At 70.5% G+C, this 20,049-nt stretch carries 22 protein-coding genes; 10 read left to right on the forward strand and 12 right to left on the reverse strand.

What is annotated here, in order from left to right:
- The first annotated feature begins 112 nt into the window (after positions 1 to 112).
- Both AB0K21_RS07715 and AB0K21_RS07720 read left to right on the forward strand, forming a co-directional pair.
- Positions 113 to 388, forward strand: coding sequence for a hypothetical protein (locus tag AB0K21_RS07715; protein WP_343962869.1), 276 nt, complete (start codon positions 113 to 115; stop codon positions 386 to 388).
- Positions 389 to 553: 165 nt separating this feature from the next.
- Complete coding sequence (locus tag AB0K21_RS07720; RefSeq protein ID WP_364148644.1) at positions 554 to 1,054, forward strand: hypothetical protein; 501 nt, start codon at positions 554 to 556, stop codon at positions 1,052 to 1,054.
- A 252-nt stretch (positions 1,055 to 1,306) separates the two neighbouring features.
- On the opposite strand, the gene AB0K21_RS07725 is transcribed toward AB0K21_RS07720, so the two are convergent.
- From AB0K21_RS07725 to AB0K21_RS07735, 3 genes are all read right to left on the reverse strand, one after another.
- The gene (locus tag AB0K21_RS07725; protein ID WP_343962865.1) at positions 1,307 to 1,714 is read right to left on the reverse strand and encodes an ATP-binding protein; all 408 of its coding nucleotides are present in this window, start codon (positions 1,712 to 1,714) and stop codon (positions 1,307 to 1,309) included.
- 457 nt (positions 1,715 to 2,171) lie between these two features.
- Positions 2,172 to 2,957 carry a hypothetical protein gene (locus AB0K21_RS07730; RefSeq protein WP_343962863.1) on the reverse strand — a complete coding sequence of 262 codons (786 nt, stop codon included), beginning with the start codon at positions 2,955 to 2,957 and terminating at the stop codon, positions 2,172 to 2,174.
- Positions 2,957 to 3,784: a DUF692 domain-containing protein gene (locus AB0K21_RS07735; RefSeq protein WP_343962861.1), complete on the reverse strand. Its 828-nt coding sequence runs from the start codon at positions 3,782 to 3,784 to the stop codon at positions 2,957 to 2,959. The genes AB0K21_RS07730 and AB0K21_RS07735 overlap by 1 nt, the downstream gene beginning before the upstream one ends.
- Before the next feature lie 434 nt (positions 3,785 to 4,218).
- Between AB0K21_RS07735 and AB0K21_RS07740 the strand changes: the two genes are divergently transcribed.
- Positions 4,219 to 4,611: a VOC family protein gene (locus AB0K21_RS07740; protein ID WP_364148647.1), complete on the forward strand. Its 393-nt coding sequence runs from the start codon at positions 4,219 to 4,221 to the stop codon at positions 4,609 to 4,611.
- A gap of 67 nt (positions 4,612 to 4,678) precedes the next feature.
- Here the strand turns inward: AB0K21_RS07740 and AB0K21_RS07745 are convergent, their stop codons facing one another.
- The 4 genes from AB0K21_RS07745 to fdxA form a co-directional block, all read right to left on the reverse strand.
- A complete protein-coding gene (locus tag AB0K21_RS07745) occupies positions 4,679 to 5,050 on the reverse strand; it encodes a cupin domain-containing protein (protein ID WP_364148649.1) in 372 nt (123 codons plus the stop codon).
- A gap of 26 nt (positions 5,051 to 5,076) precedes the next feature.
- Positions 5,077 to 5,502, reverse strand: coding sequence for a hypothetical protein (locus AB0K21_RS07750; RefSeq protein ID WP_343962855.1), 426 nt, complete (start codon positions 5,500 to 5,502; stop codon positions 5,077 to 5,079).
- Between the two features lie 34 nt (positions 5,503 to 5,536).
- Positions 5,537 to 6,181, reverse strand: a complete 645-nt coding sequence (locus AB0K21_RS07755; protein ID WP_343963051.1) for a helix-turn-helix domain-containing protein — start codon at positions 6,179 to 6,181, stop codon at positions 5,537 to 5,539.
- 133 nt (positions 6,182 to 6,314) lie between these two features.
- On the reverse strand, positions 6,315 to 6,659 hold the full coding sequence (gene fdxA / locus AB0K21_RS07760; protein WP_343962852.1) for a ferredoxin: 345 nt from the start codon (positions 6,657 to 6,659) through the stop codon (positions 6,315 to 6,317).
- A 130-nt stretch (positions 6,660 to 6,789) separates the two neighbouring features.
- On the opposite strand from fdxA, the gene AB0K21_RS07765 reads away from it, so the two are divergent.
- Together AB0K21_RS07765 and AB0K21_RS07770 are read left to right on the forward strand one after the other, a co-directional pair.
- A complete protein-coding gene (locus AB0K21_RS07765) occupies positions 6,790 to 7,443 on the forward strand; it encodes a response regulator transcription factor (RefSeq protein WP_364148651.1) in 654 nt (217 codons plus the stop codon).
- A gap of 73 nt (positions 7,444 to 7,516) precedes the next feature.
- A complete protein-coding gene (locus AB0K21_RS07770) occupies positions 7,517 to 8,710 on the forward strand; it encodes a HAMP domain-containing sensor histidine kinase (protein ID WP_364148653.1) in 1,194 nt (397 codons plus the stop codon).
- 11 nt (positions 8,711 to 8,721) lie between these two features.
- Here the strand turns inward: AB0K21_RS07770 and AB0K21_RS07775 are convergent, their stop codons facing one another.
- A complete protein-coding gene (locus AB0K21_RS07775; RefSeq protein ID WP_343962846.1) occupies positions 8,722 to 10,119 on the reverse strand; it encodes a S41 family peptidase in 1,398 nt (465 codons plus the stop codon).
- Between the two features lie 115 nt (positions 10,120 to 10,234).
- On the reverse strand, positions 10,235 to 13,105 hold the full coding sequence (locus tag AB0K21_RS07780) for a hypothetical protein (protein WP_364148655.1): 2,871 nt from the start codon (positions 13,103 to 13,105) through the stop codon (positions 10,235 to 10,237).
- 274 nt (positions 13,106 to 13,379) lie between these two features.
- On the opposite strand from AB0K21_RS07780, the gene AB0K21_RS07785 reads away from it, so the two are divergent.
- A complete protein-coding gene (locus AB0K21_RS07785) occupies positions 13,380 to 14,015 on the forward strand; it encodes a class I SAM-dependent methyltransferase (protein ID WP_343962842.1) in 636 nt (211 codons plus the stop codon).
- Between the two features lie 24 nt (positions 14,016 to 14,039).
- Here the strand turns inward: AB0K21_RS07785 and AB0K21_RS07790 are convergent, their stop codons facing one another.
- Entirely contained in the window at positions 14,040 to 14,435 is a 396-nt protein-coding gene (locus AB0K21_RS07790; protein WP_364148657.1) for a cupin domain-containing protein, read from the reverse strand.
- Positions 14,436 to 14,487: 52 nt separating this feature from the next.
- Between AB0K21_RS07790 and AB0K21_RS07795 the strand changes: the two genes are divergently transcribed.
- Positions 14,488 to 15,477, forward strand: a complete 990-nt coding sequence (locus AB0K21_RS07795) for a helix-turn-helix domain-containing protein (RefSeq protein ID WP_364148659.1) — start codon at positions 14,488 to 14,490, stop codon at positions 15,475 to 15,477.
- 8 nt (positions 15,478 to 15,485) lie between these two features.
- Here AB0K21_RS07795 and AB0K21_RS07800 read toward each other — a convergent pair whose 3' ends face one another.
- Complete coding sequence (locus AB0K21_RS07800) at positions 15,486 to 17,483, reverse strand: hypothetical protein (protein WP_364148661.1); 1,998 nt, start codon at positions 17,481 to 17,483, stop codon at positions 15,486 to 15,488.
- A 518-nt stretch (positions 17,484 to 18,001) separates the two neighbouring features.
- On the opposite strand from AB0K21_RS07800, the gene AB0K21_RS07805 reads away from it, so the two are divergent.
- The 3 genes from AB0K21_RS07805 (at position 18,002) to AB0K21_RS07815 (ending at position 19,342) form a co-directional block, all read left to right on the forward strand.
- Complete coding sequence (locus AB0K21_RS07805) at positions 18,002 to 18,166, forward strand: hypothetical protein (RefSeq protein ID WP_364148663.1); 165 nt, start codon at positions 18,002 to 18,004, stop codon at positions 18,164 to 18,166.
- A 163-nt stretch (positions 18,167 to 18,329) separates the two neighbouring features.
- Positions 18,330 to 18,974 carry a hypothetical protein gene (locus tag AB0K21_RS07810; RefSeq protein WP_364148665.1) on the forward strand — a complete coding sequence of 215 codons (645 nt, stop codon included), beginning with the start codon at positions 18,330 to 18,332 and terminating at the stop codon, positions 18,972 to 18,974.
- Positions 18,971 to 19,342, forward strand: coding sequence for a type II toxin-antitoxin system PemK/MazF family toxin (locus AB0K21_RS07815; RefSeq protein WP_364148667.1), 372 nt, complete (start codon positions 18,971 to 18,973; stop codon positions 19,340 to 19,342). Before AB0K21_RS07810 ends, AB0K21_RS07815 begins: the two co-directional genes overlap by 4 nt.
- 69 nt (positions 19,343 to 19,411) lie before the next feature.
- Here AB0K21_RS07815 and AB0K21_RS07820 read toward each other — a convergent pair whose 3' ends face one another.
- Positions 19,412 to 19,831 (reverse strand): PPOX class F420-dependent oxidoreductase, encoded by a 420-nt coding sequence (locus AB0K21_RS07820; protein ID WP_343962830.1) that lies wholly within the window; start codon positions 19,829 to 19,831, stop codon positions 19,412 to 19,414.
- Between the last annotated feature and the right edge of the window lie 218 nt (positions 19,832 to 20,049).

A 20,049-nucleotide genomic window follows, 5' to 3' on the forward strand; every position in this document is an offset into this window, starting at 1 on the left:
GAAGGCCGCGGTGGCTCGTCCGACGTGGACGGCGTCTTCTGAGGCCTCGGTGCGAGACCGATTCAGGGAACGTGTTGTAGCCTTTCGCGCTCCCCGGGTGAAGGAGTTCGCCGTGTCCTCGACCCCGCAGGAGATCTTCGAGCGTTATGTCTGGGCCGGGATGACCGGGAACGCCGTCGCGCCGGCCGAGATGTTCACCGCGGACGGCGTTTTCGAGGCGCCGCTCGTTCCGGCCGGCTGCGCCTTTCCGGGCCTCCTGGCGGGGCGCGAGGCGATACGCGACGGCATGGCCGCGTACTACGAGCGACCGGTGGACGCCGGCCGTACGGTGAACATGGACAGGTCCCCGGTACGTGCTGCACGCCGCCGCCGACCCGGACCTGAGTGAACGCTGCCAGATGGTGTTCGCCGGCCGGCTTTCGGGAAACAGGGTTTTGTGGAGGTCAGGCGTCCACCGGGCGGAATCCAAGCTATCTGCAAGCCTCCTCCAAGGAGGCTGCGGAAGCTTTGGCCGCGATCGATGGGATAAATCAACCGAATAAAAGAGGAAACCATGCTCGCGCGTTCCAAGCCCAGTACTGTTCTGTCGATGCTAGGCCTCCTTGGGGTGCTGGCCCTTGCCACCGCCGCCCCGGCCGGCGCCGCTCCTGTCGCCACCGCCCCCGCCCTCGTCGAAACCGAACTCGGCATCACCGTCTACGCTCACGACATTGACGAGGAGGGGACCTTTAGCAACGGTGACGAAGTATTCATCAATGTCGTGCGTAATGGAGTAAGTCAGCGCTTCGCCCCGACCAATGGCACGGTCGACGTCAACGAGGACGAAGAGGGCCGGATAGTCGAATTCCCATCGCATTACCCCATCAAGTTTTCGCCGGGTGAGAAGGTGACGGTCCAGGTGTGGGAAGACGACACTTCCGGAGATGACCTCCTCGCCGAGGCCAAGGACGTCATCGTTCAGTGCAACCGCCCGTTCAGCGGCGTAACCGAAATCTCAAAGCGGAAGTACTATCACTACTCGTTCGACGCCAAGTTCGCCGCCTTCAGCTGCTGATTTTCGCATTGTGATGTTCTACGGACGGTGAGAGGGCCGGGCCACCGCGGTATCCCTGTCCACGCGGTATGCGTGAGGCGGCGGGTTGTTCGCCTGACGACGGGCCGAGTGTGAGAAGGGACGGCCGCGCGTGGCCGACCTGTCCGCATGGGGGCTACCGGCCCCCAGGCCGCCGAGGTGGTGGGCGGCCGGATTGAGGAGACGCCGGCCTCCCTTTCCAGCGGAGCGGCGGGGAGGCCGGCGGTGTGGTGTTCATGCTCCTCCCAGTTGGAACCAGACCACACGGCCGGTGGTGGTCTCGTGCCAACCCCAGGCCGTGGCCAGTTTCTGGACCAGCCACAGGCCCCGTCCCCCGCCGCTGTCGAAGTCGACCTCGGTACGGAGCCAGGGGATGCGCCTGGCCGAACCGGCGTCGATCACGTCGCAGTGCAGCGTTCCATTGTGGCGGGCGACGGCCACGATGACCCGTCCGCCGGGGACGCGTCCGGAGTCGGAGTGGCACACGGCGTTGGTGACGAGTTCGCTGACCAGCAGGAGCGCGTCGTCGGTCTGGGCGTGCGCCGAGCCCTCCAGCAACTCACGGACGTAGCGCCGCGCCTTGGGCACGGAGGTGACCTCCGCGGGCAACTCGACCTGGCCCAGCGTTTCCAGCTCCTTCACCATGCCACCCCCCAGTGACTCGCGGAGACGACCTCCGCGAGTACTCCGACCTGCCCACGGAGGCGGCGGATGAACGGCTTCCGGAAGTACGGCCGGCTGATTCGGCGGTGAGCGGGTACCACGAGGGTCGACCACGGCGACGGACAGCAGAGAAGTGGGGTTGTCGAGACCCCACTCCTCTTCTCCTCTGTCCGTTGTCGTGGCTAGTGACCGCATCGACTGCAGGTGTTTCCGCCGCAGTGATCCGGTGCCTGGGCAGAGGTGAGATCGACGACAGGTTCGAACACAAATGTCTGGTCGACGGTGGTCTCGGTCAGGGTCTCTGTGCTCATGGGTTTCCTTTCGCAGTGTGACCCGCCGTGGGCGGGTCACAGCTCGACGACCCGTTGCCGGGCCGCTTTCCGCGCCGTTCGGGTGACCTCTGTGAGGTCGGCGCGGAGCCTGATGGGGAGCCGGCTCAGTAACGGCCGGGGGCGAGGCGTACCACTCCGGCCGCCGCGAACCGGGTGAGCATGCCGGTGACCCGTTCGGCGTCGGCGCCGACCTCCGCGATCACCTCTGCGATCACCTCCGCGACGTTCCGGGTGCCGTCGCAGCGGCCCAGCAGGGCGGCGGTGGCGTCGTTGATCCGGTAGACCCGGAGCGCCGGCTCACCCCACTGGCGTCGCAGCAGGATCGACGTGCGCCGGGCGGGCAGTCGCGAGGGCGGCGGCTCGGCGGTGACGTCGTGGTCGAAGAACGCGACCCGGGCGGCGGGGGAGACGCCGGGCATCCCACGTAGCGGTCCGTCCGGAACGAGGACCGGTTCTCCGGCCGCCTGGGCGGCCCGCCGGTCACCGGCGAGTTGTCCGCACAGCAGTTCGTAGCGGGCGAAGTCGACCAGTGGCGTCGGCACCCGGCCGTCGATCCACGTCACCAGTTGCCCGGCCTCCCCGGAATCCGTAACCCCTTCGCCCGGTCGCGGCCGGCGGACGGTGGCGGCGGCGAACCCGTCCAGCAGTTCCGGGTGGTGGGCCTTCAGCTCGGCGACGGTGGCGGGCAGACAGGCCGTCACCTTCTGCACCAGCTTGCCGCGGACGCTCTCGCCGGTGACCCGGAGTCCCGCGGGGGAGGCGCCGGTCAGCATGGCCAGCTCGGCGTCGCTCAGCCCGTAACGGCGCCGCAGCCGGGCGGGGTGCTCACGCAGCGTCGCCAGCTCGGACTCGCGGGTCAGCACCGCCGCCAGGGCCTCCAGCAGGCCCATCAGACGCTCCCTGCCAGCAGGGTCCGGGCCCGGTCGATCTCCGCCAGCAGCTCGTACGGATCGTCGGGGAAGTTGCGGTCCCGTTCCACCAGGGTGGCCCGAACGGTGGTGCGGCCCACCAGTTCGGCCAGCAGCTCCCACACCCGGGGCGGTACCGGTTCACCATGGGTGTCGAGGGACGGCTCGCCGTCGTCGTTGTCCTCACCGCCCGCCAGATGCACCTGCGCCACCCGCTCCACCGGGATGGTGCCGAGGAACTCCAGCGGGTCGAAATCGTGATTGCGGGCGTTGATGTCGAGATTGGTCAGGTCCAGTAGCAGATGACACTCGCAGTTCTCCATCACCTCGGCGATGAACTGCGCCTCGCTGAGCGGGCCGGCCAGATCCACGTAGTAGGTGATGTTCTCCAGCAGGAACGGCGCCCCCACCGCGTCCTGCACCCGCTGCGCCCGGCGCCCCAGCCGGCGTGCCGCCTGGCGGGTACGGGGCAGCGGCACGAGCACCCCGAGCGCCACCTGATCGGTCCGGGTGAAACAGAGATGGTCGCTGAACCACGGCGCGTCGATCTCGGCGACCAGAGCCGCCAGCGCCTCAAGGTAGACCCCGTCCACCTCGCGGTCCGATCCGATGGACATCTCCACCCCGTGCGGCACGATCGGGAAGCGGGTGGCCAGCGCGCGCAACCGTTCCCGCCTGTCGGCCGGGGCGAACAGGAAGTGCTCAGTGATCACTTCCAACCAGTCGATCCGGTCGGCGTGCTGGTCGATCATCTCTGCGAGCTCGGCCCGGTAACCCAGGCCTGAGCCCAACTCGCGCGGTTCGAACACCGTGCACCCCCAAGATCCGGCGTGTGTCGCCATCCAGGGATCCCGCGTTGTCGGTACTCCCGACATAATTCCCGGGCCCGTTCCCGCCACACTCCCACTATCGGCAAATGCTGAATTATGCTGAAAAAAGCTGATATACACCGAAATATGGAAAGCGTTGATGACGGGTTGCCGGCGACCATGAAGATCTAATCTTCCAAAGATCTTGGATATACAGGCCCGGGAGCCCTTCTCCTCGGCCTCCGGAAGTCCTCCGCCGAGGCTCCCGCCGGAGCGGTTCGCTGCTTTCGCGGTGGTCGCGAGCGGTGCGGACGGACGCGCCGTGGGCGGTGCGCCGTTCCTCGCTGTTCCGGGTCCGCTGGGCGGCCATAAAGTGGGGCTCCAATGGCTTCATATCCGCGTCGGCGCTCCCGCCGGCCGGGAAGGGGTGACCGATGACGGCCCTGGGCGGATTCCACCACGTCAAACTGCCGGTCTCGGACGTGCGCAAGAGCGTCGAGTGGTACGGGCGGGTACTCGGCCTCGAAGTGGCGATCGAGTTCGTCGAGGCGGGAGTGCTGCGCGGCGTGGCACTGCGCGACCGGGACGGCACCCTCATGCTGGCGCTGCGCGAGGAGCCCCGGCTGGCCGGGGAACTGCGGGGCTTCGATCCCGTCGCGCTCGGCGTGCCGACCTACGACGCGCTGGTGGAGTGGTCGGATCACCTCGACGCCGCCGGCACGGCCCACTCCGGAATCGCCGAGGCCAGCATCGGATGGCTGATCAGCGGGGTGACCGACCCCGACGGCATCGAGATCCGCCTCTACACCCTGCAGAAACGCGGCTGAAGCCACCGCCGACCACCGGCGGCCAGGACGACGCGGGTCCGCCGGTGGGTGCTCGGCGCCTCGGTGCTCAGCCGGCCGGAGGGCGCGCGTCCTCTCCGGGCGCCGGGTCGGGACGCATCACCACGGTGAGCAGGACGGCGGAGTCGTCGAGCGCGGTCAGGCTGTGCCGCTCCGCCGGGATGGCGACCTGGTCACCTGCCGTCCCCTCCCAGCTGTCCTGGCGGGTCGACAGGCGTACGCGCCCGTGCAGCACCTGCAGGGTGGCCTCGCCGGGGCTCTCGTGCTCGTCGAGGCCCCGTCCGGCGGCGAGCGCGAGCAGCGTCTGACGCAGGGAGTTCCGGCGTCCGCCGTGGACGGTGTGGGCGCTGCGTCCACTCGCGGCTTTTCGCGCCGCGGCCAGGTGCTCGTTCGTCAGGGTGGTCAGAGAGGTCGTCAGCATGGTGCTTCCCTTCCGTCCCGGCCGGTTCACGCCGTCAGCAGCAGGATGCCGGTGACGAGCAGGGCGGCGACCTTGGCGGTCTCAAGGACGATGTAGGCGTGGTGGTCCTTCGAGCGTGGGGCGTCCTCACCGGCGAGGACACGGTCGGTGCGCCGGGTCAGTCGTGGCCGGATCAGACCGAGCTGCACCGCCAGGACCGCGACGGTGACGACGGCGGCGACCACCGTCCCGGTCGGCGGGCCGGCAATGAAGATCATGGCGATGAGCGCCACGGCGAGGACGGCCTCGACGGTGTTGAGGGCACGGAAGACCAGCCGGCCGATCCCGAGCCCGAGGCGCAGGTCCACCCCGGGCGCGCGGAACTTCAGTGGTGCCTCCAGGAACGAGATGGCCAGCACCATCCCGAGCCAGACGAACGTCACACCGGTGGCGGCGGCCGATGCCGGGGTCATCCGTGGTTCCTTTCTCCATCGCGGGCGTTGCCGGTCACCGGGTGCCGCCCGCTGTCGTGAGGTGTGCGAGGCACAGGTCGGGTTCGGCGAACGGGACGAGCCGGTCGACGGTCACCTGGGCGCCGAGCGCCGCCATCGCCCCCCGCATCAGCCCAAGGTGCAGCGGGCAGATCACCGCGGCCTGGGTCTCGACCAGTTCGACGAACGGGCAGTGCCGCAACCCGATCTGCCGGGGATCGCCCGCCGGCCGTTCCTCCGGCGCGAAGCCGAGGTCGTCGAGCAGCCGTACCAACTCGCGCACCGCCTCCTCGCGGGAAAGAGCGGCGGGCCGGTCGACCAGGAAGCCGCCCCAGGCGCGTCCGGCCTCGGTGGCCCTGGCGGCGGGGTCCGGGTCCGCGGCCAGGTCGCCGACCAGGATCTCGGCGAGCAGGCGGTAGTTGCGCGGCCCGCCGAGATCCATCCCGGGCCGCGCCCGGAACACCAGTGGCGGCCGGCCGGGGCCGGTGGGCGCGACGTGGACCCGCTCGACCTGGCCCGTTTCCGCCAGGGCGTCGAGATGGAACCGCACCGTGTTGGGATGGACGTCGAGTCGCGCGGCGATGTCGCCGATGCCGAGCGGCGAGGTGGATTCGCGGAGCATCGTCAGGATGAGCCCTCGACGGCCGGTCGCCGGCGCCACGGGGCGTTCGGCGGTCCACGTCGGCGTCTCGGGACGCCGGGCGCCTCGCGCGGGCGCCCCTTCGGGCGTCGCGCCGCCCGAGCCGTCGGTGTCATCGGCCCCGTGAGGTCTCCTTCGCCCGGTCATGTCCGGCTCACGCCCCCTGCGGCGGCAGCGCCGTGACCATCGCGGTGTCGACGCCCAGCGCGCCGATCCTGGCCGCACCGCCGGGCGACCCCAGGGGAGCGTCCCTGCCGGGCAGCGGCTCGGTGAAGAACCGCTCGTTGTCGGCCAGGTAGACGCCCAGCGGGGCGGGGAGGTCGTCCTCGTAGTAGATCGCCTCGACCGGGCAGACCGGCTCGCACGCACCGCAGTCGATGCACTCGTCCGGGTTGATGTAGAGGCTCCGGCCGCCCTCGTAGATGCAGTCGACCGGACACTCCTCCACGCAGGCCAGATCCTTCTCGTCCACGCAGGGGAGCCCTATCACGTAGGTCATGCTCCGAGTTTACACAAAAGAAAATTGTATAAATAGACCCGACGGGAGGAACGCGATGCCCGACCGCACGGCAAAGGCCCGGCGCGGGCGTTAACGCCGCTGTTACCGGTGGTCGGATACGACTTCGATCATGCGAATACTGGTGGTGGAGGACGAGCGGGATCTGGCCGACCTGGTGGCGATGGGGCTGCGGCGGCACGCGATGGCGGTCGACGTGGCCTACGACGGCGAGGCCGCGGCGGAACGGCTGGCCGTCAACGACTACGACGTGCTGGTGCTGGATCGGGACCTGCCCGGAATATCCGGCGACGTGATCTGCCAGGACCTGGTGCGGGCCGGGGCGCGTACCCGCGTCCTGATGCTGACCGCGGCCGCGTCGGTGCCCGAACGGGTCGCCGGGCTGGGGCTGGGGGCCGACGACTACCTGCCCAAACCCTTCGACTACGCCGAACTGGTGGCGCGGGTGCGGGCCCTGGGCCGACGCAACCAGCCGCCGCTGCCACCGGTGCTGGAACGGCACGGGATCGTGCTGGACCCCCAGCGGATGCAGGTCTCCCGCGACGGCCGCTTCCTGAGGCTGTCGCTGAAGGAGTATGCGGTGCTGGAGGTGCTGATGCGGGCGAACGGGAGCGTGGTGAGCGCCGAGACGCTGCTGGAGTCGGCGTGGGACGAGCACGTCGACCCGTTCACCACCGTGGTGCGCGTCGTCATCAGCCGGTTGCGCGCCAAGCTCGGCGACCCGCCGTGCATCAGGACCGTGCCGGGCGCCGGGTACCTGCTGTGATCCGGAGTACGACCCGGAGACCCGCGGCGCACCCGGCACGCGGTCGGGGAACGTGCGGCGCCGGAGGTCCGCGGTGACCCGGCACGCGGCCTGGAAGCCTTCCGGCACGGTACGGACGCGCCTCACCCTGCTGTACACCGGCCTGTTCCTGGTCACCTCGACGATCCTGCTCACCGTGGTGAACCTGCTGCTCACGAGCGCGCTGGAGAGCCGGGTCAGCTCCATCACGGAGGACTTCCCGCCCTTTGGCGAACTCCCCCCGACAGCAGGGCCCGCGCCGAGGGCACCCGGGGCGCCTGACCGGCTGGTGCGGCCCGAGGTCGTCGACGCCATGAGCGGTCTGCCCGGCGCCGTGCTGCGCTACCAGTGGACGGTCAGCGCGATCGTGATCGCGGTGCTCACCGTCGTCTCGGTGGTCGCGGGCTGGTGGCTGGCCGGACGGGTGCTGAGCCCGCTGCGGCACATCACCGCCACCGCGCACCGGCTCTCCCTGTCCAACCTGCACGAGCGGATCGCGCTGGCCGGTCCCCGCGACGAGCTCACGGACCTCGCCGACACCTTCGACGCGATGCTGGAACGGCTGGAACGGTCGGTGGACAGCCAGCGCCGTTTCATCGCCAACGCCGCCCACGAACTGCGGACCCCGCTCTCCGTCCAGCGGGCCGCGATCCAGATCGGGCTGGACGACCCGCTGCCGGACCGTCTGATCCCGGTACGGGAGAAGCTGCTGACCGCCAACCGGCGGACCGAGCGGCTGATCGACTCGCTACTCCTGCTCGCCCAGGCGGAACACGGTCCGGGCGGCATGGAGCCGGTGACCCTGGACCCGCTGGTCCGCCAGACGGTCGAGGAGACGGCCGCCGACGGTGTCGTCGTCACCGCGGACACCCGGCCGGTCGTCGTCGAGGGCGACCCGGTGCTGCTCGGCAGGCTGCTGACCAACCTGTTGCAGAACGCGGTCCGCTACAACCGTCCCGGCGGGACCGTGCACGTCGGCCTCACCGCGACGGGCGTCCTGACCGTCCGCAACACCGGCCCGGAGGTACCCGCCGAACGGATCGCCGAGCTGTTCCAGCCGTTCCGCAGGCTGCACTCCCGGACCAGGACCGCCGACGGCGCCGGTCTCGGCCTGTCCATCGTGCTCTCGATAGCCCGAGCCCACCGTGCCGACCTCACCGCCCGCCCCAACCCGGGGGGCGGCCTTGAGCTGACCGTACGGTTCCCCGTCCACACCGGTGCGGAGCCCGGCGGCCGCCGGGCTCCGTGATCGGTGCGGGCCTACTTCAGCAGGGTCAGGGCCTTCGCGACGCCCGGGTCGCGTCCGGCGGACAGGTCCGCGGAGGTCGTCGGGGCCTGGTGGTCGGGGACGACACCGATGGTGTTGACGACCTCCCGGTTCGCCCCGATCTCATGGAACCTGGGCAGGATGAGGACGCTGCCGTCGTCGAGCAGGTAGCCGGCTCCGGGACCCGACACCGCGCCGGCGGTACGGGTGCCGACCAGGGTGCCGAGCCGGAGATCCTTGACCGTACTGGTGAAGGAGTCGCACGCCGAGGCGCAGCCGCGGTCGGTGAGCGCGACCAGGGGCAGGCCCAGCAGCGGCACGGTGTCGTCGCTCCGGTTGGCGGTGCAGTGGTCGCGCACGTCGCACCAGTAGCTGGTGGTCTTCCCGCGCGTCCAGGCGCCGAGCAGCCTGGCGACCTCCTGCGGGCTGCCGCCGCCGTTGCCGCGCAGGTCCAGCACGACCCCGCGCAGGGGCGCCTTCTCCCGCAGGGAGGCGATGGCCGCAAGGACCTTGTCCGCCGCGCCGGGGAAGAAGGCCGGCAGCTTGACGTAGGCGACGGAGCCGGACAGCAGCCTGGAGGAGACCTTCGGCTCCGATCCGGAGACGGGCGCGGGCGTCACCGAGGCGGTGACGGTGCCGCCGGTGGAGGGGCGGCGCAGGGTGAGCCTGATCGCCTTCCCCGCCGGGAGCCCGGCCAACCCGTCAAGAACCCCCTGGGAGAGCACCCCGTTGACGACGAGCGGCACCCCGTCGACCGAGACGAGCTCGTCGCCCGGCCGGATGCCCGCCTTGGCGGCCGGTCCTTCAGGAAGGACGTCGGTGATGAAGAACGGCGGGGTGGCCGCCGGATCGGCCACTCCCGGAGGACGGAGGCCGGAGAGGCGGGCGCCGAGCGACATCCCATCGGGAGTCGGACGATTCCAGTTCGCGTGGTTGTCGTCGAGGCTCTTCACCATGCCCCGCATCGTCGCCTCCGCGACCGCCTGCCGTACCTCGGGAGCGGCGGGCAACGTGTCGACGACCTTCTGGTGGACGGAGCGGAACGCGGCCCAGTCGGCGTCCCTGCGGCCGGTGAGTGCCGGCAGGGTGGCGTTCGGCCGGTCCAGCCCGCGGCGTTGCAGTTCCTGGGTGAGCGCGGCGAACGCGGGCACCAGCAGCGTGCGGGAGTCCAGGACCGGGCCGCTGTAGTAGTTGGCGAAGACGCAGCGGTACGCCTGCTCGATGGTGGTGACGGTGGTCGGCTTCAGTGCCGGAGGTCCGGACGGGCCGGACGGGGGTGTGCACGCCGGCGGCCGGTCGCCGGCCGCGCGGTCGGCACTCGCGCCGGCGGTCCCGGAACCGATGAGAGCGGCCAGCGCGACCGCGACGACGAACGATTTTCTGTTCCTCATGCCACCGAGCATCGCGATCACGCTGTTGCCGGGGGGTGAACGCGAACGTTAACACCGCTGTAGCGGTCCACCTGGTAGGGAGCGGGATTCGCTCGGCACCGCCGGCCGCGGCGGGTCAGCCGGGAGCCTGACCGAGGGCGGTGGCCAGATCCTCCCCGGCCCATCCGGTGCCGTCTCTCCAGATCGTCGTGATGTCGAAGGCGGTGGTCAGCATCGCCGGTGCCCACGCGGGTTCGGGGGCCTGGGGGAGCACGAGGAAGCGGTGCTCCGCGCGGTCTCCGCCGACGTGCTCGACCTCCATGATCCGCAGTACCGCCTCGCGCATCCGCTCGTAGGTGTGCCCGCCCTCTCCCAGGACCTCGTACAGGACCGCTCCCCGCGGCCCCTTGCAGACGATGTCGGCGAGAGGGGACTGGGAGGGGACGAGCCTGGCCCCGTGCAGCTCGGCGATGAGCCGGTAACGCACCTGCTCGTGGACGTGGCACCGCCTGTCGGCGCCGACCCGCTCCTCCAGCGAGGAGACGAAGGACCGGAAGCTCTCATCCGTGGCCGGGGTGTCGGGCTCCATCGTGGTGTTCTCCTCGGGGATGGTGGGTTCCTCCGGTACGGGGGGTGCCGATCCGTTCTGCGCGATGAGCGGTGAGATGGTGGGTTCTTCCGGTACGGGGGGTGCCGATCCGTTCTGCACCGTGATCGGGGAAGTAGCCGGTTCTTCCGGCGCCACGAGCGCCGGGGCCTCCGGTGCGCCCAGCAGCTCGGGGAGCGGCGCCGCGTGGACGACGGTGAGCGACTGGGTGCACCTGGTGATCGCCACATAGAGCCGGCGCGGTCCCGCGGGCCCCTGGCCGGCGATGGCGGCGGGTTCGACCACCACGACGTGGTCGAACTCCAGGCCCCTGGTCATGGTCGCGGGCAGCACGCTCACCGGCGGTACGTCGTCCGCCGCGACGGTTCCCTGCAGCGCTGCGACCTTCCGCTCCAGCTCCTCCAGCAGTGCGGTGCCGTCGGGGGCGATCAGCGCGACCGACCGCGACCGCTCCAGGTCGGCCGTGGCGAGATCCAGTGCCCGGGCGAGGGCCTCGTCCGCCAACCGCTCGGGTCCGGTCCGGGCGATCGTCAGCGAGGTCTCGTCGGCGGGGCGCGCCGACACCGGGACCGTGGTGGACAGGGACACGGCCCTGGCCAGCGGCGCCGCGAACCGCATGACCTCGTCGGGGACCCGGTAGCCCACGGCCAGCTCGGCCAGGTGCCAGCCGTCGCGCCCGCTCAGGATCCCGGCGAGCCGTCCCCACACGTCGTACTGGCGGGCGCCGGTGGTCTGGGCGAGATCGCCGAGCACGGTCATCGAACCGCCGGGGCAGCGGCGGGCGATGGAGCGCGCCTGCATGGGAGTGAGATCCTGGGCCTCGTCCACCACGATGTGCCGGTAACGGCGTGGCTCGTCCCCGGACAACAGATGGCGCAGCTCCTCAAGGCAGACGAGGTCGTCGAGAGTCCAGGGCTCCTCGGAGGCACGGCTCACCCGGGGGCGCAGCACCGCCTCCCGCTCCTGCTCGGTCAGCACGCCGGGAGCCGCCGCGTGGATCGCGTCCGGGTCGTTCAGCGTCCTGCGCAGGATGGTCTCGGCATTGAGTGCCGGCCACACCGCGTTGATCAGGGAGGCCACCCGGCCGTGTTTCTCGATCCCGGACCGCAGGGCGCCGTCCGGGCGCTGCCCGGGGAGCGCCTTGGCGTACCTGCTCAGCAGGCGGTCGACGAACGTATCGACGAACTTGCGGCGGCGGACCAGGTAGGGGCCGCTGGAGTCGCGCGCCTCGACGACGAGCGCCTCGATCTCGGCGCCGGGAAGCGTCAGCGCGGCTCCCCGGTACGGGGTGCTGAAGACGTCGTCACTGATGTGCGAGGCCGGCGCCTCGGGCCGGATGCCGCTCTCGACGACGCGGCGCAGCACCTCGGCCATCCGCTCGTCCGACTTGACCAGGTGCGCCGCGGGAGTGTCGACGGCGCGGACCTCGCCGTCCCAGAGCCGCGCCACCTCCACCGTCGCCACCCCCCGGCTGCCGAGCCTCGGCAGGACCTGGCTGACGTAGCGCAGGAACCCCCGGTGCGGTCCGACCACCAGGACGTCGTCCGGGGCGAGCCCTCGGTTCGTCGGGTCCAGCAACCAGACGACGCGGTGCAGGCCGACCGCGGTCTTTCCGGTCCCCGGGCCGCCCTGCACGACCAGCACCCCCGGCCGCCCGTCGGAGACCAGGTCCAGCTGGTCTCGCTGGATGGTCTCCACGATGTCGCGCATCAGCCCGTCGCGGGCCCGGTCGAGGTCGGCGAGGAGGAAGGCGTCGGCGTTCTCGCCGGGCGGCTCCTCGGCGGGGGAGACGGCCTCCGGGACCTCCTGGAGTCTGCGGTTCGCGACCCGGGGCCGGATGTCGTCGAGGTAGTCGGTCACTGTGCGCCCGTGCAGGCGCAGCTTGCGGCGGAGCCGGATCTCGCCGGGGCGGGAGGCGCGGGCCTTCATCCAGCGGATCGCCTGTTCGGTGGTCCAGCTGATCACGACGAGATCGCCCTCGGCGTCGCGGACCGCGCGGCGCCCGATGCGCCAGGTCTCCCTGCCGTCCGGGTCGTCGGCGACGTCGACGCGCATGAAGACGAGCGGCTGCTCGCCGAGGTCGTCCTCCACCCCGAACTCGGGGGGAACGTCCGGGACGAAGGGGAGGCCGACGTCGGGGTGCTCCTGGCCGTGCGTGCTCCTGATCCGGTCGACGCCGAGCCGCCTGCGCTCGACGCAGTCGTACGCGTGGTCGACGGCGCGCTGCTCCTCGGCGATCACGGCGATGCGCTCTTCGTGCGGAACCACCAGGGCGCGGATGCCCGCGCCCGTCCCGCCTGTCCGGTCGCCACTCACCGCTCCGGCGGCGCGGTCACCACTGGCCGCCAGGGCGACGGGGTTGCCGCCCCGGGTCAGGGTGGCACGGTCGACGCTGCCCATGTTTCCTCCGAGGTCGGTGCCCGGGGCACTGCTGGACTGGGATTTCCCTCGCCGGGACGCGCGGCCCACACCGGATCGGAGTGAGAGGACTCCGCTCGGTAATCCGATCGAGTGTGCGCCGCGTCACACTCATGGACCGTAAGCCATCTTTCGGAAAATGTGAACTGAACGCACAAAGATTTTTTATGTGAACTATGGACTATGGTGTGGTGTCCGCGGTGGAGCTCTCTCGGGAGATCCGCCGCGGCTTCCACCGGAGAGTTACCTTGAGATCGTGGTGAACTCTTCGGTACGGGACACGCGGTCGCTTCGATACTGGGAAAGGCAGGCCGACGCGTACGACCGGCGGATGGCGCTCGTCGAGCGCCGGTTCTTCGCCGGCAGCCGTCCATGGCTGTGCGAGCAGGCGTCCGGCGACACCCTGGAGGTGGCGGTCGGCACCGGCATGAACCTCGCCCACTACCCGGAGGGTGTCCGGCTGACCGGGGTGGAGTGGAGCGCCGCCATGCTCGCGGTGGCCCGGCGCCGGGCCGAGACTCTCGGCCGGGCGGCCGATCTGCGGCAGGGCGACGCGCGCGCACTGACCTTTCCCGACGAGAGCTTCGACACGGTCGTCTGCACGTTCTCACTCTGCGGCATCTCCGACGAGCGGGCGGCGCTGGAGGAGATGGCCCGGGTGCTCAGACCGGGCGGCCTGCTGCTCCTGGCCGACCACGTGGCCTCGTCGTCCTGGCCGCTGCGAATGGGGCAGCGGCTGGTCGACCTCTTCAGCGTGCCGACGGCCGGCGAGCACTACTGCCGCCGGCCCCTGATCGGGGTGCGCGAGATGGGATTCGCGGTGGAGCGGCACGAGCGTTTCAAACTCGGCGTCATCGAGCGGCTCGCGGCCAGGAAGCCGGCCGCCGGGTAGTGGCCTCCGCCCGGTCGCGCCGGCTCAGCCGAGGGCGTGGCCGACGGTGGCGTCGATGTGGTCGGGAACCGGGTCGTGCCGGTCGCCGACCGACGAGGTGCCGGTCGGTTCGAACATCAGGATCGAGGCGCCCCTGGCCGACGACGGCCGGTGCTCGACACCGCGAGGTACGACGAACACCGCGCCCTGTGGCAGCGTGACGGCGCGTTCGCCGGTGTCGGCATCGCGCAGGGCGATGGACAACTCGCCGTCGAGCACCATGAAGAACTCGTCGGTGTTCTCGTGGACGTGCCAGATGTGCTCGCCGGACACCTTCGCGATCCGGACCTCGTAGTCGTTCACCCGGGTGACGATCCGCGGGCTCCACAGCTTGTCGAAGCCGGCCAGCGCGGTTCGCAGGAGGATTGGTTCACCGTTCATGGGGCCATCGTGGCGGGTGGCGTCCGGGCGGTGTGAGTGCTAGGAATCGCACATGTCGCATGGATCCTCGCAGGGGCACCGGGTGACCGTGATCGTGGACAATGGCTCGAACCCGTTCGAGCTGGGCGTGGCGACCGAGCTGTTCGGGCTGCGCCGCCCCGAGATCGACGTGCCGTGGTACGACTTCACGCTCAGCGCCGCGCTGCCCGCCGTCCGCATGCACGCCGGAATGTTCACCCTGTCGGACGTGGCCGGGCTTGACGCGGTCGACGCGGCCGACACCGTGATCGTGCCCAACCGGCCGGATCCGCTGGTGGAGCCGGCCCCGGAGGTGCTGGAGGTCATCTGGCGCGCCGCCGGGCGGGGCGCCCGGCTGGTGAGCTTCTGCACCGGTACGTTCACCCTGGCCGCGGCGGGCGTCCTCGACGGTCGCAGGGCCACCACGCACTGGCGCTGGGCGAAGGCGTTCACCGCCCGCCACCCCGAGGTCCGGCTCCAGCCCGACGTGCTGTTCGTCGACGACGGCGACGTGCTGACCGCGGCGGGCAGCGCGGCGGCGCTGGACCTCGGCCTGCACCTGATCCGCCGCGACCACGGCGCGGAGGTGGCCAACACGGTGAGCCGCCGCCTGGTGTTCGCGGCGCACCGGGACGGCGGTCAGCGACAGTTCGTCGAACGGCCGGTGCCCGCCGTGCCCGACGCCTCCCTCGGCTCCGTGCTCGCCTGGGCGCAGGAGCGGCTGGACCGGCCGCTGACCGTCGCGGACCTGGCGGCCCGCGCGGCGGTCAGCCCCGCCACCCTGCACCGGCGGTTCACCGCCCAGCTCGGCATCACCCCCCTGGCCTGGCTCACGGCCGAACGGGTGGCGCTGGCCTGTCGGCTGATCGAGCGAGGCGAGCTTCGGTTCGACATGGTGGCCCGGCTCAGCGGGCTCGGAACCGCGTCGAACCTGCGGGCCCGGATGCGGCGGCAGACCGGGCTCAGCCCGCTGGCCTACCGGCGGCGGTTCGGGACGGGCGCCGAGCCGGCCCCGGCGGGCTGAGTCCCCGGTCAGTTGGTACGGGTGTTGGGAAGATGATCGCCCAGGTAGCCGATCCAGATCCTGCCGGTGCTGCCGGCGGAGTCGTCGTGGAAGTACATCCGAGGGGCCGGGTACCCGACGGGCCGGAGCTTGATGTGCGACTCCATCAGAATCCGCCCGCTCGGATGCACCTCGGGCGGGACGGCGAACCTGCGGGGTGCGCTGAACTTGGCACGGGTGACCACGCTCTTCGACTCGCGCATGGAGAGCATCCCGGTGGGGATGGTGCGGCGGCCGGGGGAGTCACCGGCGCACCAGTCGTAGAAGCCGCCCGCGAACCTTCCGCCGGACCGTGCCCCCGCGAAGTCGTCCAGGGCACGCAGCGCGTCCCAGGCCTTCGCCGCCCAGGTACGGCACTGGATGTGATGCTCCAGGTCCAGCCGGGCGGCGGCGCCGTAGGTGTCGCCGACCCCGATGTGCCGCAGGCTCTCGCGGGCCTCGGCCAGCACCTCGACCAGGCCGCCGGGCTCGAACACCGGATCGTCCTCGGTCACCCCGTACACCAGCTGGCCCGCCTCGGCGAGCCTGCGCTCCAGCCAGCGGACCCGCTCGGCGAGCTTCCTGGCGCTCGTGACGGCCTCGGCGTACTCCTCGTTGAGCAGCCGGTGCTCGTCGCGGAGGTTCCTCTCCGCCTCGGTGGCAGGCCCGTCGCCGCGCCGTTCCGCGGCGATGTCACGCAGGCCGGAAAGGTGCGCGCCGAGCACGCGGATCTCGCGGAGCACCTGGCCGGAGTCGCCCGGGACCTGCGACGACGTGGCGAGCCCGAGTGCCGCCTCCAACTCCCCGCGCAGTTCCTTGACCACCATGTCCGCGACACTCCGAGCGGTCTCCGCGGTGGCTTCGGCGGCGGTTTCCACGGTGGTCTCGGCGGTGATCTCGGCGGTGATCTCGACGGTGGCCTGCACGGCGGCCTTCGCGGGGGTGACGGCTTCGGCCTTCGGCGCGGTGGGGCGCCTGGTCATGGCCATCATCCGCCGCCGCATCTCCTCACGGGCGAAATCGACCTTCGAGGGCCGGGGCGCGGCGGCGTCGGCGATCTCGCCAGGTTCGGCCCGTCCGGCGAGTACGCGGCACACCACGTCGAGCGTCCGCCGCACGTCGTCGGGGAGCTTACGGTGTGCGGTCTCACCGATCGCCCCGTCGACGATCCGGTCGAGGGCGGCGGCGCCTCGGCTGCGGATCGCGGCGTCGCCCATGGGCGGGTGCCGGCGGGGGTACTGCTCCCCGGCGGGATCGAAGGGGGCGAAGTAGGTGCGGACCGCCGCGCCGAACACGCCCAGCTCCGGGCCCATCGTCTCGTTGAACCGGTCCTGGGCGCGCAGGTCGGCCAGCCGTACGACCAGGCCCGCCCCGGCGACGCCGTCGGCCAGCTGATCGGCGCGCTCCCGCGCCACCTCGGGGTCACGAGGGTCTGGGGAGACGACCAGTATCGGTACCCGGCGCCGGGGCTCGGTCATCACGGAGACGAACCGCTGCACGCCGTCCTCGGTGAGGAGCACCGCGGCGCCCTCCACCTGGACGGCGCCGTCGCTGATTCGCGCGGTGTTCAGGTACGCGCGGAGGAAACCCGGCGCCTTCACCATCGCCGGTTCCGGCTGCCGCTCGGCTCTCTGTCTCCCGCGCTGCTTCGCGCCCCGTCTCGCGGCCGGATCAGGTCCCCCGTGCTGCTCCACGGTGACGACCACCCATCCGGTCATGCCCGGCACCGATTCCGCGTAGGTCACCCGGGTCCGCAGGCGTCCCTGCTCGTACGGCTCGTCCAGCGTGTAGCGGCCGCAGTCGCCGCGTCGCTCCATCACCAGCCGGGCCCCGCCGGCCTCGGCCTCGTCCTTCACCACCGCGGCGCTCGGCGGCGGGAACCCCTTCCGTACGACCCAGTCGGAGAAGCCGCGGCGCAGCCGGATCGAGATCGGAGCGGTGGGATCGCGCAGCACCGCCTGATATAACCGCGTCACATTCGACGTCATGATCACGACACCTTCGTCAACATCGGGGGTACGGCTCGCATCCGGTGAATGGACGTCGGGCGCGTACGAGGTTGGATGTCAGCGGGGCCCGAAGATTCCCGCAGGTGCGCATAGTGCGGCATGAACGCTTATTTGGGAGGGGGTTCCGCAATATCGGTGGTTAATAGGGTGGTATCAGGTGCTTTCGCGATAGGGCGAGGGTGACCCGACGTACCCGCACCGCCAGGGCCGGCTCCGATCGTCGCCGCGCTGGAGGCCGTCAGGGCACGGCGGGACGCCGGCCTCGCGGGAGGCGGCCGCCGACTGGTCGACAGCGTGCTGCGGTGTCCCGACGAGCCCGGTGAGGCGCTGGCCTATTCCGCCGGCTCGGCGGGACCGACATCCCCTCGGCGGTTCAGCGCCATTTCCACGGCCACGACCGGATCGTCATCGTCACCGACGAGCAGACCCGCCCCGGCTGGCTGCCTTCCAACGGTGCCTCCTACGGAGGCGGACCGGAGCGGCGGATCGACGACCTGGTGCCGCGGGACGTACCGCGGTACATGTGGAACTTCGGCGGCTACAAGCACGGTGCCACCCCCTCGGGAAAGGAGAACCGGCACACCTTCGGCGGCCTGACCGACGCGGCCTTCCGAATGATCCCGCTGCTGGAATCCGGCCGCAACGCGGACTGGCCCTTCTGAACGGGACGCGTTGTCGTGATCCGCTGACGTTGTCGTAGCCGAATGTAATGATGGCCTCACGTACTGCCATTAAACATTCCTGGTGGCGGGCGAACGACGATAAGAGCTGAAAACGACTGATAGGAGTAGCGTGGCACTGGGACGAATTCGGGGAGGCGCCGTGATGAGCAGACCTCTTGAGTCGCCCAACCCCCTGGCCAGTGCGGTCCTCGCGATGCTGAAGGCGGCTCGTGAGACGGGCGTCGAGCTCACCCCGGAGACGCTGGCGAGGCTCCTCTATCTCGCGGACCTGGATGCCATCGAGTCGGGGCGAACGCAGTTCAGTGGGGCCACCTGGCGATGGGACGACTCCGGACCCTACGATCACGCACTCACCCGTGCCGAGGACTGGGTGGTCGAGAGCGAGCTGGTGGAGCGGAGAGAGACGCCGTATGTCGATCGCGATTCGTACGCGCTCACCGTGACCGTCGACATCGAGGATCCGCTGAGCGCGGCGGACATGGAGTGTGTCCGGAGTGTGCTGCGCCTCCATGGAGGCAGGAGCGCGGCCGACCTGGAAGAGTTGTCCGCCGAGACCGCGCCCGTGATCGAGGCCCAGGTGGCGGGGGATCGGGGGGTGCTGCTCGATCTCAACCGGGCACGGCGCCGTCAGCAGGTAAAGGCGCGCCTTGAGCGGTTCCGATCGCGGCGTGCGGCACGCCCTCCGGTGGAGGACGATCCCGGAGTGGATGACGCGCTCAGGGCGGAGTTTCTGGAGATGAGGGCCGGCCTCCAACGGGCCAACGCGAAGATGCTGGATGATCGATGAAGGGATCCATCCGCAAGGGTGGCGTCTACCTCGTCTCCGACCGGTCGCTCACGATGCCCCCCAACGATCAACGCAACTACCACCTCAAACGGCCAGTGATCATTCTCAGCGGTGACGCGAAGAACGAGCAGGCCACCTGGTCTCTGGTCTACGTCGTCCCCACATCGACGTCGACCACGCTCAGGACCGAATACTGTGTCAAACTCGCCCAGGGCACCGGCAACCTACCGAGCAAATGCCGGGCGAGGACGATCTGCGCCCAGCCCTTCCTCCAGGAGGAACTCGGTGACTACCTCGGACGGTTGTCACCCCAGGTCCTCCTCCTGATCGAGGAGAACCTGTTCGCCTACCTGGGCACGACCGACTAAGTGCAAGGCCGTCCATCTGGACATTCACTGGCACGGAGGTGTCGCCGGACTCCGGGTCGATCGCGGGTGTCAGCCGGGCTGGCTGCTGTCCTTGTGTTTGCCCCAGCCGTGCCAGCGGTCGATCTCGATCCAGGCGCTGACCCGGCCGCGGTCCCGCTGCGGGTACTTCTTCCCGAGGTACTGCTGGGCCAGCCGGTCGATGTCGGTCAGATCCCTGTCGTCGTGCATCTCGGCGACATGCCCGATGATGCTGACGTGCGTGTACCAGTTGTTCTCTTCGAGCACGGTGAGGGCGACCCGGGGGTCGTCGCGTAGGTGGTTCAGCCGCTTGCGGCCCTCGTCCATGTTGACCAGGATCCGGCCGTTGTCCCAGAGATACCAGGTGGCGGTGGACACCGGCCGGCCGTCGGGCTGAAGCGTGGTGATGACGGCCGGATTCGGCCTCTTCAGCATGGCGACTGCTTCCTCGGGAAGCGGCGGGTTCGACATGACCTCTCCTCTTCGCGTCGGCGTCTCACGTCCCGGACGGTGACGGTCACGCGACCTTCCGTACGCGGTCCGTCCCGTGCTGGAGCGCCGAGGGAACGCCTGTCGAGGCCGGAATCCCCGGCCACGCACAACCGGCCGCAGGAGTGAGAGTGCCCATCTCAGGTCGAGCCGCAAACCCGTGACCCTGGCACTTTTCCCAGATCAAGGCCGGTACGGGG

Source organism: Streptosporangium sp. NPDC049248 (assembly GCF_040678965.1).
GTDB lineage: Bacteria > Actinomycetota > Actinomycetes > Streptosporangiales > Streptosporangiaceae > Streptosporangium > Streptosporangium fukuiense.

Bases quoted from the DNA above. Each gene is read 5' to 3' on its own strand.
- AB0K21_RS07720 (WP_364148644.1), top strand. From the start codon at position 554: ATGCTCGCGCGTTCCAAGCCCAGTACTGTTCTGTCGATGCTAGGCCTC.
- AB0K21_RS07730 (WP_343962863.1), bottom strand. From the start codon at position 2,957: ATGGGCCTGCTGGAGGCCCTGGCGGCGGTGCTGACCCGCGAGTCCGAG.
- AB0K21_RS07740 (WP_364148647.1), top strand. From the start codon at position 4,219: ATGACGGCCCTGGGCGGATTCCACCACGTCAAACTGCCGGTCTCGGAC.
- AB0K21_RS07745 (WP_364148649.1), bottom strand. From the start codon at position 5,050: ATGCTGACGACCTCTCTGACCACCCTGACGAACGAGCACCTGGCCGCG.
- AB0K21_RS07750 (WP_343962855.1), bottom strand. From the start codon at position 5,502: ATGACCCCGGCATCGGCCGCCGCCACCGGTGTGACGTTCGTCTGGCTC.
- fdxA (WP_343962852.1), bottom strand. From the start codon at position 6,659: ATGACCTACGTGATAGGGCTCCCCTGCGTGGACGAGAAGGATCTGGCC.
- AB0K21_RS07765 (WP_364148651.1), top strand. From the start codon at position 6,790: ATGCGAATACTGGTGGTGGAGGACGAGCGGGATCTGGCCGACCTGGTG.
- AB0K21_RS07775 (WP_343962846.1), bottom strand. From the start codon at position 10,119: ATGAGGAACAGAAAATCGTTCGTCGTCGCGGTCGCGCTGGCCGCTCTC.
- AB0K21_RS07780 (WP_364148655.1), bottom strand. From the start codon at position 13,105: ATGGGCAGCGTCGACCGTGCCACCCTGACCCGGGGCGGCAACCCCGTC.
- AB0K21_RS07790 (WP_364148657.1), bottom strand. From the start codon at position 14,435: ATGAACGGTGAACCAATCCTCCTGCGAACCGCGCTGGCCGGCTTCGAC.
- AB0K21_RS07795 (WP_364148659.1), top strand. From the start codon at position 14,488: ATGTCGCATGGATCCTCGCAGGGGCACCGGGTGACCGTGATCGTGGAC.
- AB0K21_RS07800 (WP_364148661.1), bottom strand. From the start codon at position 17,483: ATGACGTCGAATGTGACGCGGTTATATCAGGCGGTGCTGCGCGATCCC.
- AB0K21_RS07810 (WP_364148665.1), top strand. From the start codon at position 18,330: ATGAGCAGACCTCTTGAGTCGCCCAACCCCCTGGCCAGTGCGGTCCTC.
- AB0K21_RS07815 (WP_364148667.1), top strand. From the start codon at position 18,971: ATGAAGGGATCCATCCGCAAGGGTGGCGTCTACCTCGTCTCCGACCGG.
- AB0K21_RS07820 (WP_343962830.1), bottom strand. From the start codon at position 19,831: ATGTCGAACCCGCCGCTTCCCGAGGAAGCAGTCGCCATGCTGAAGAGG.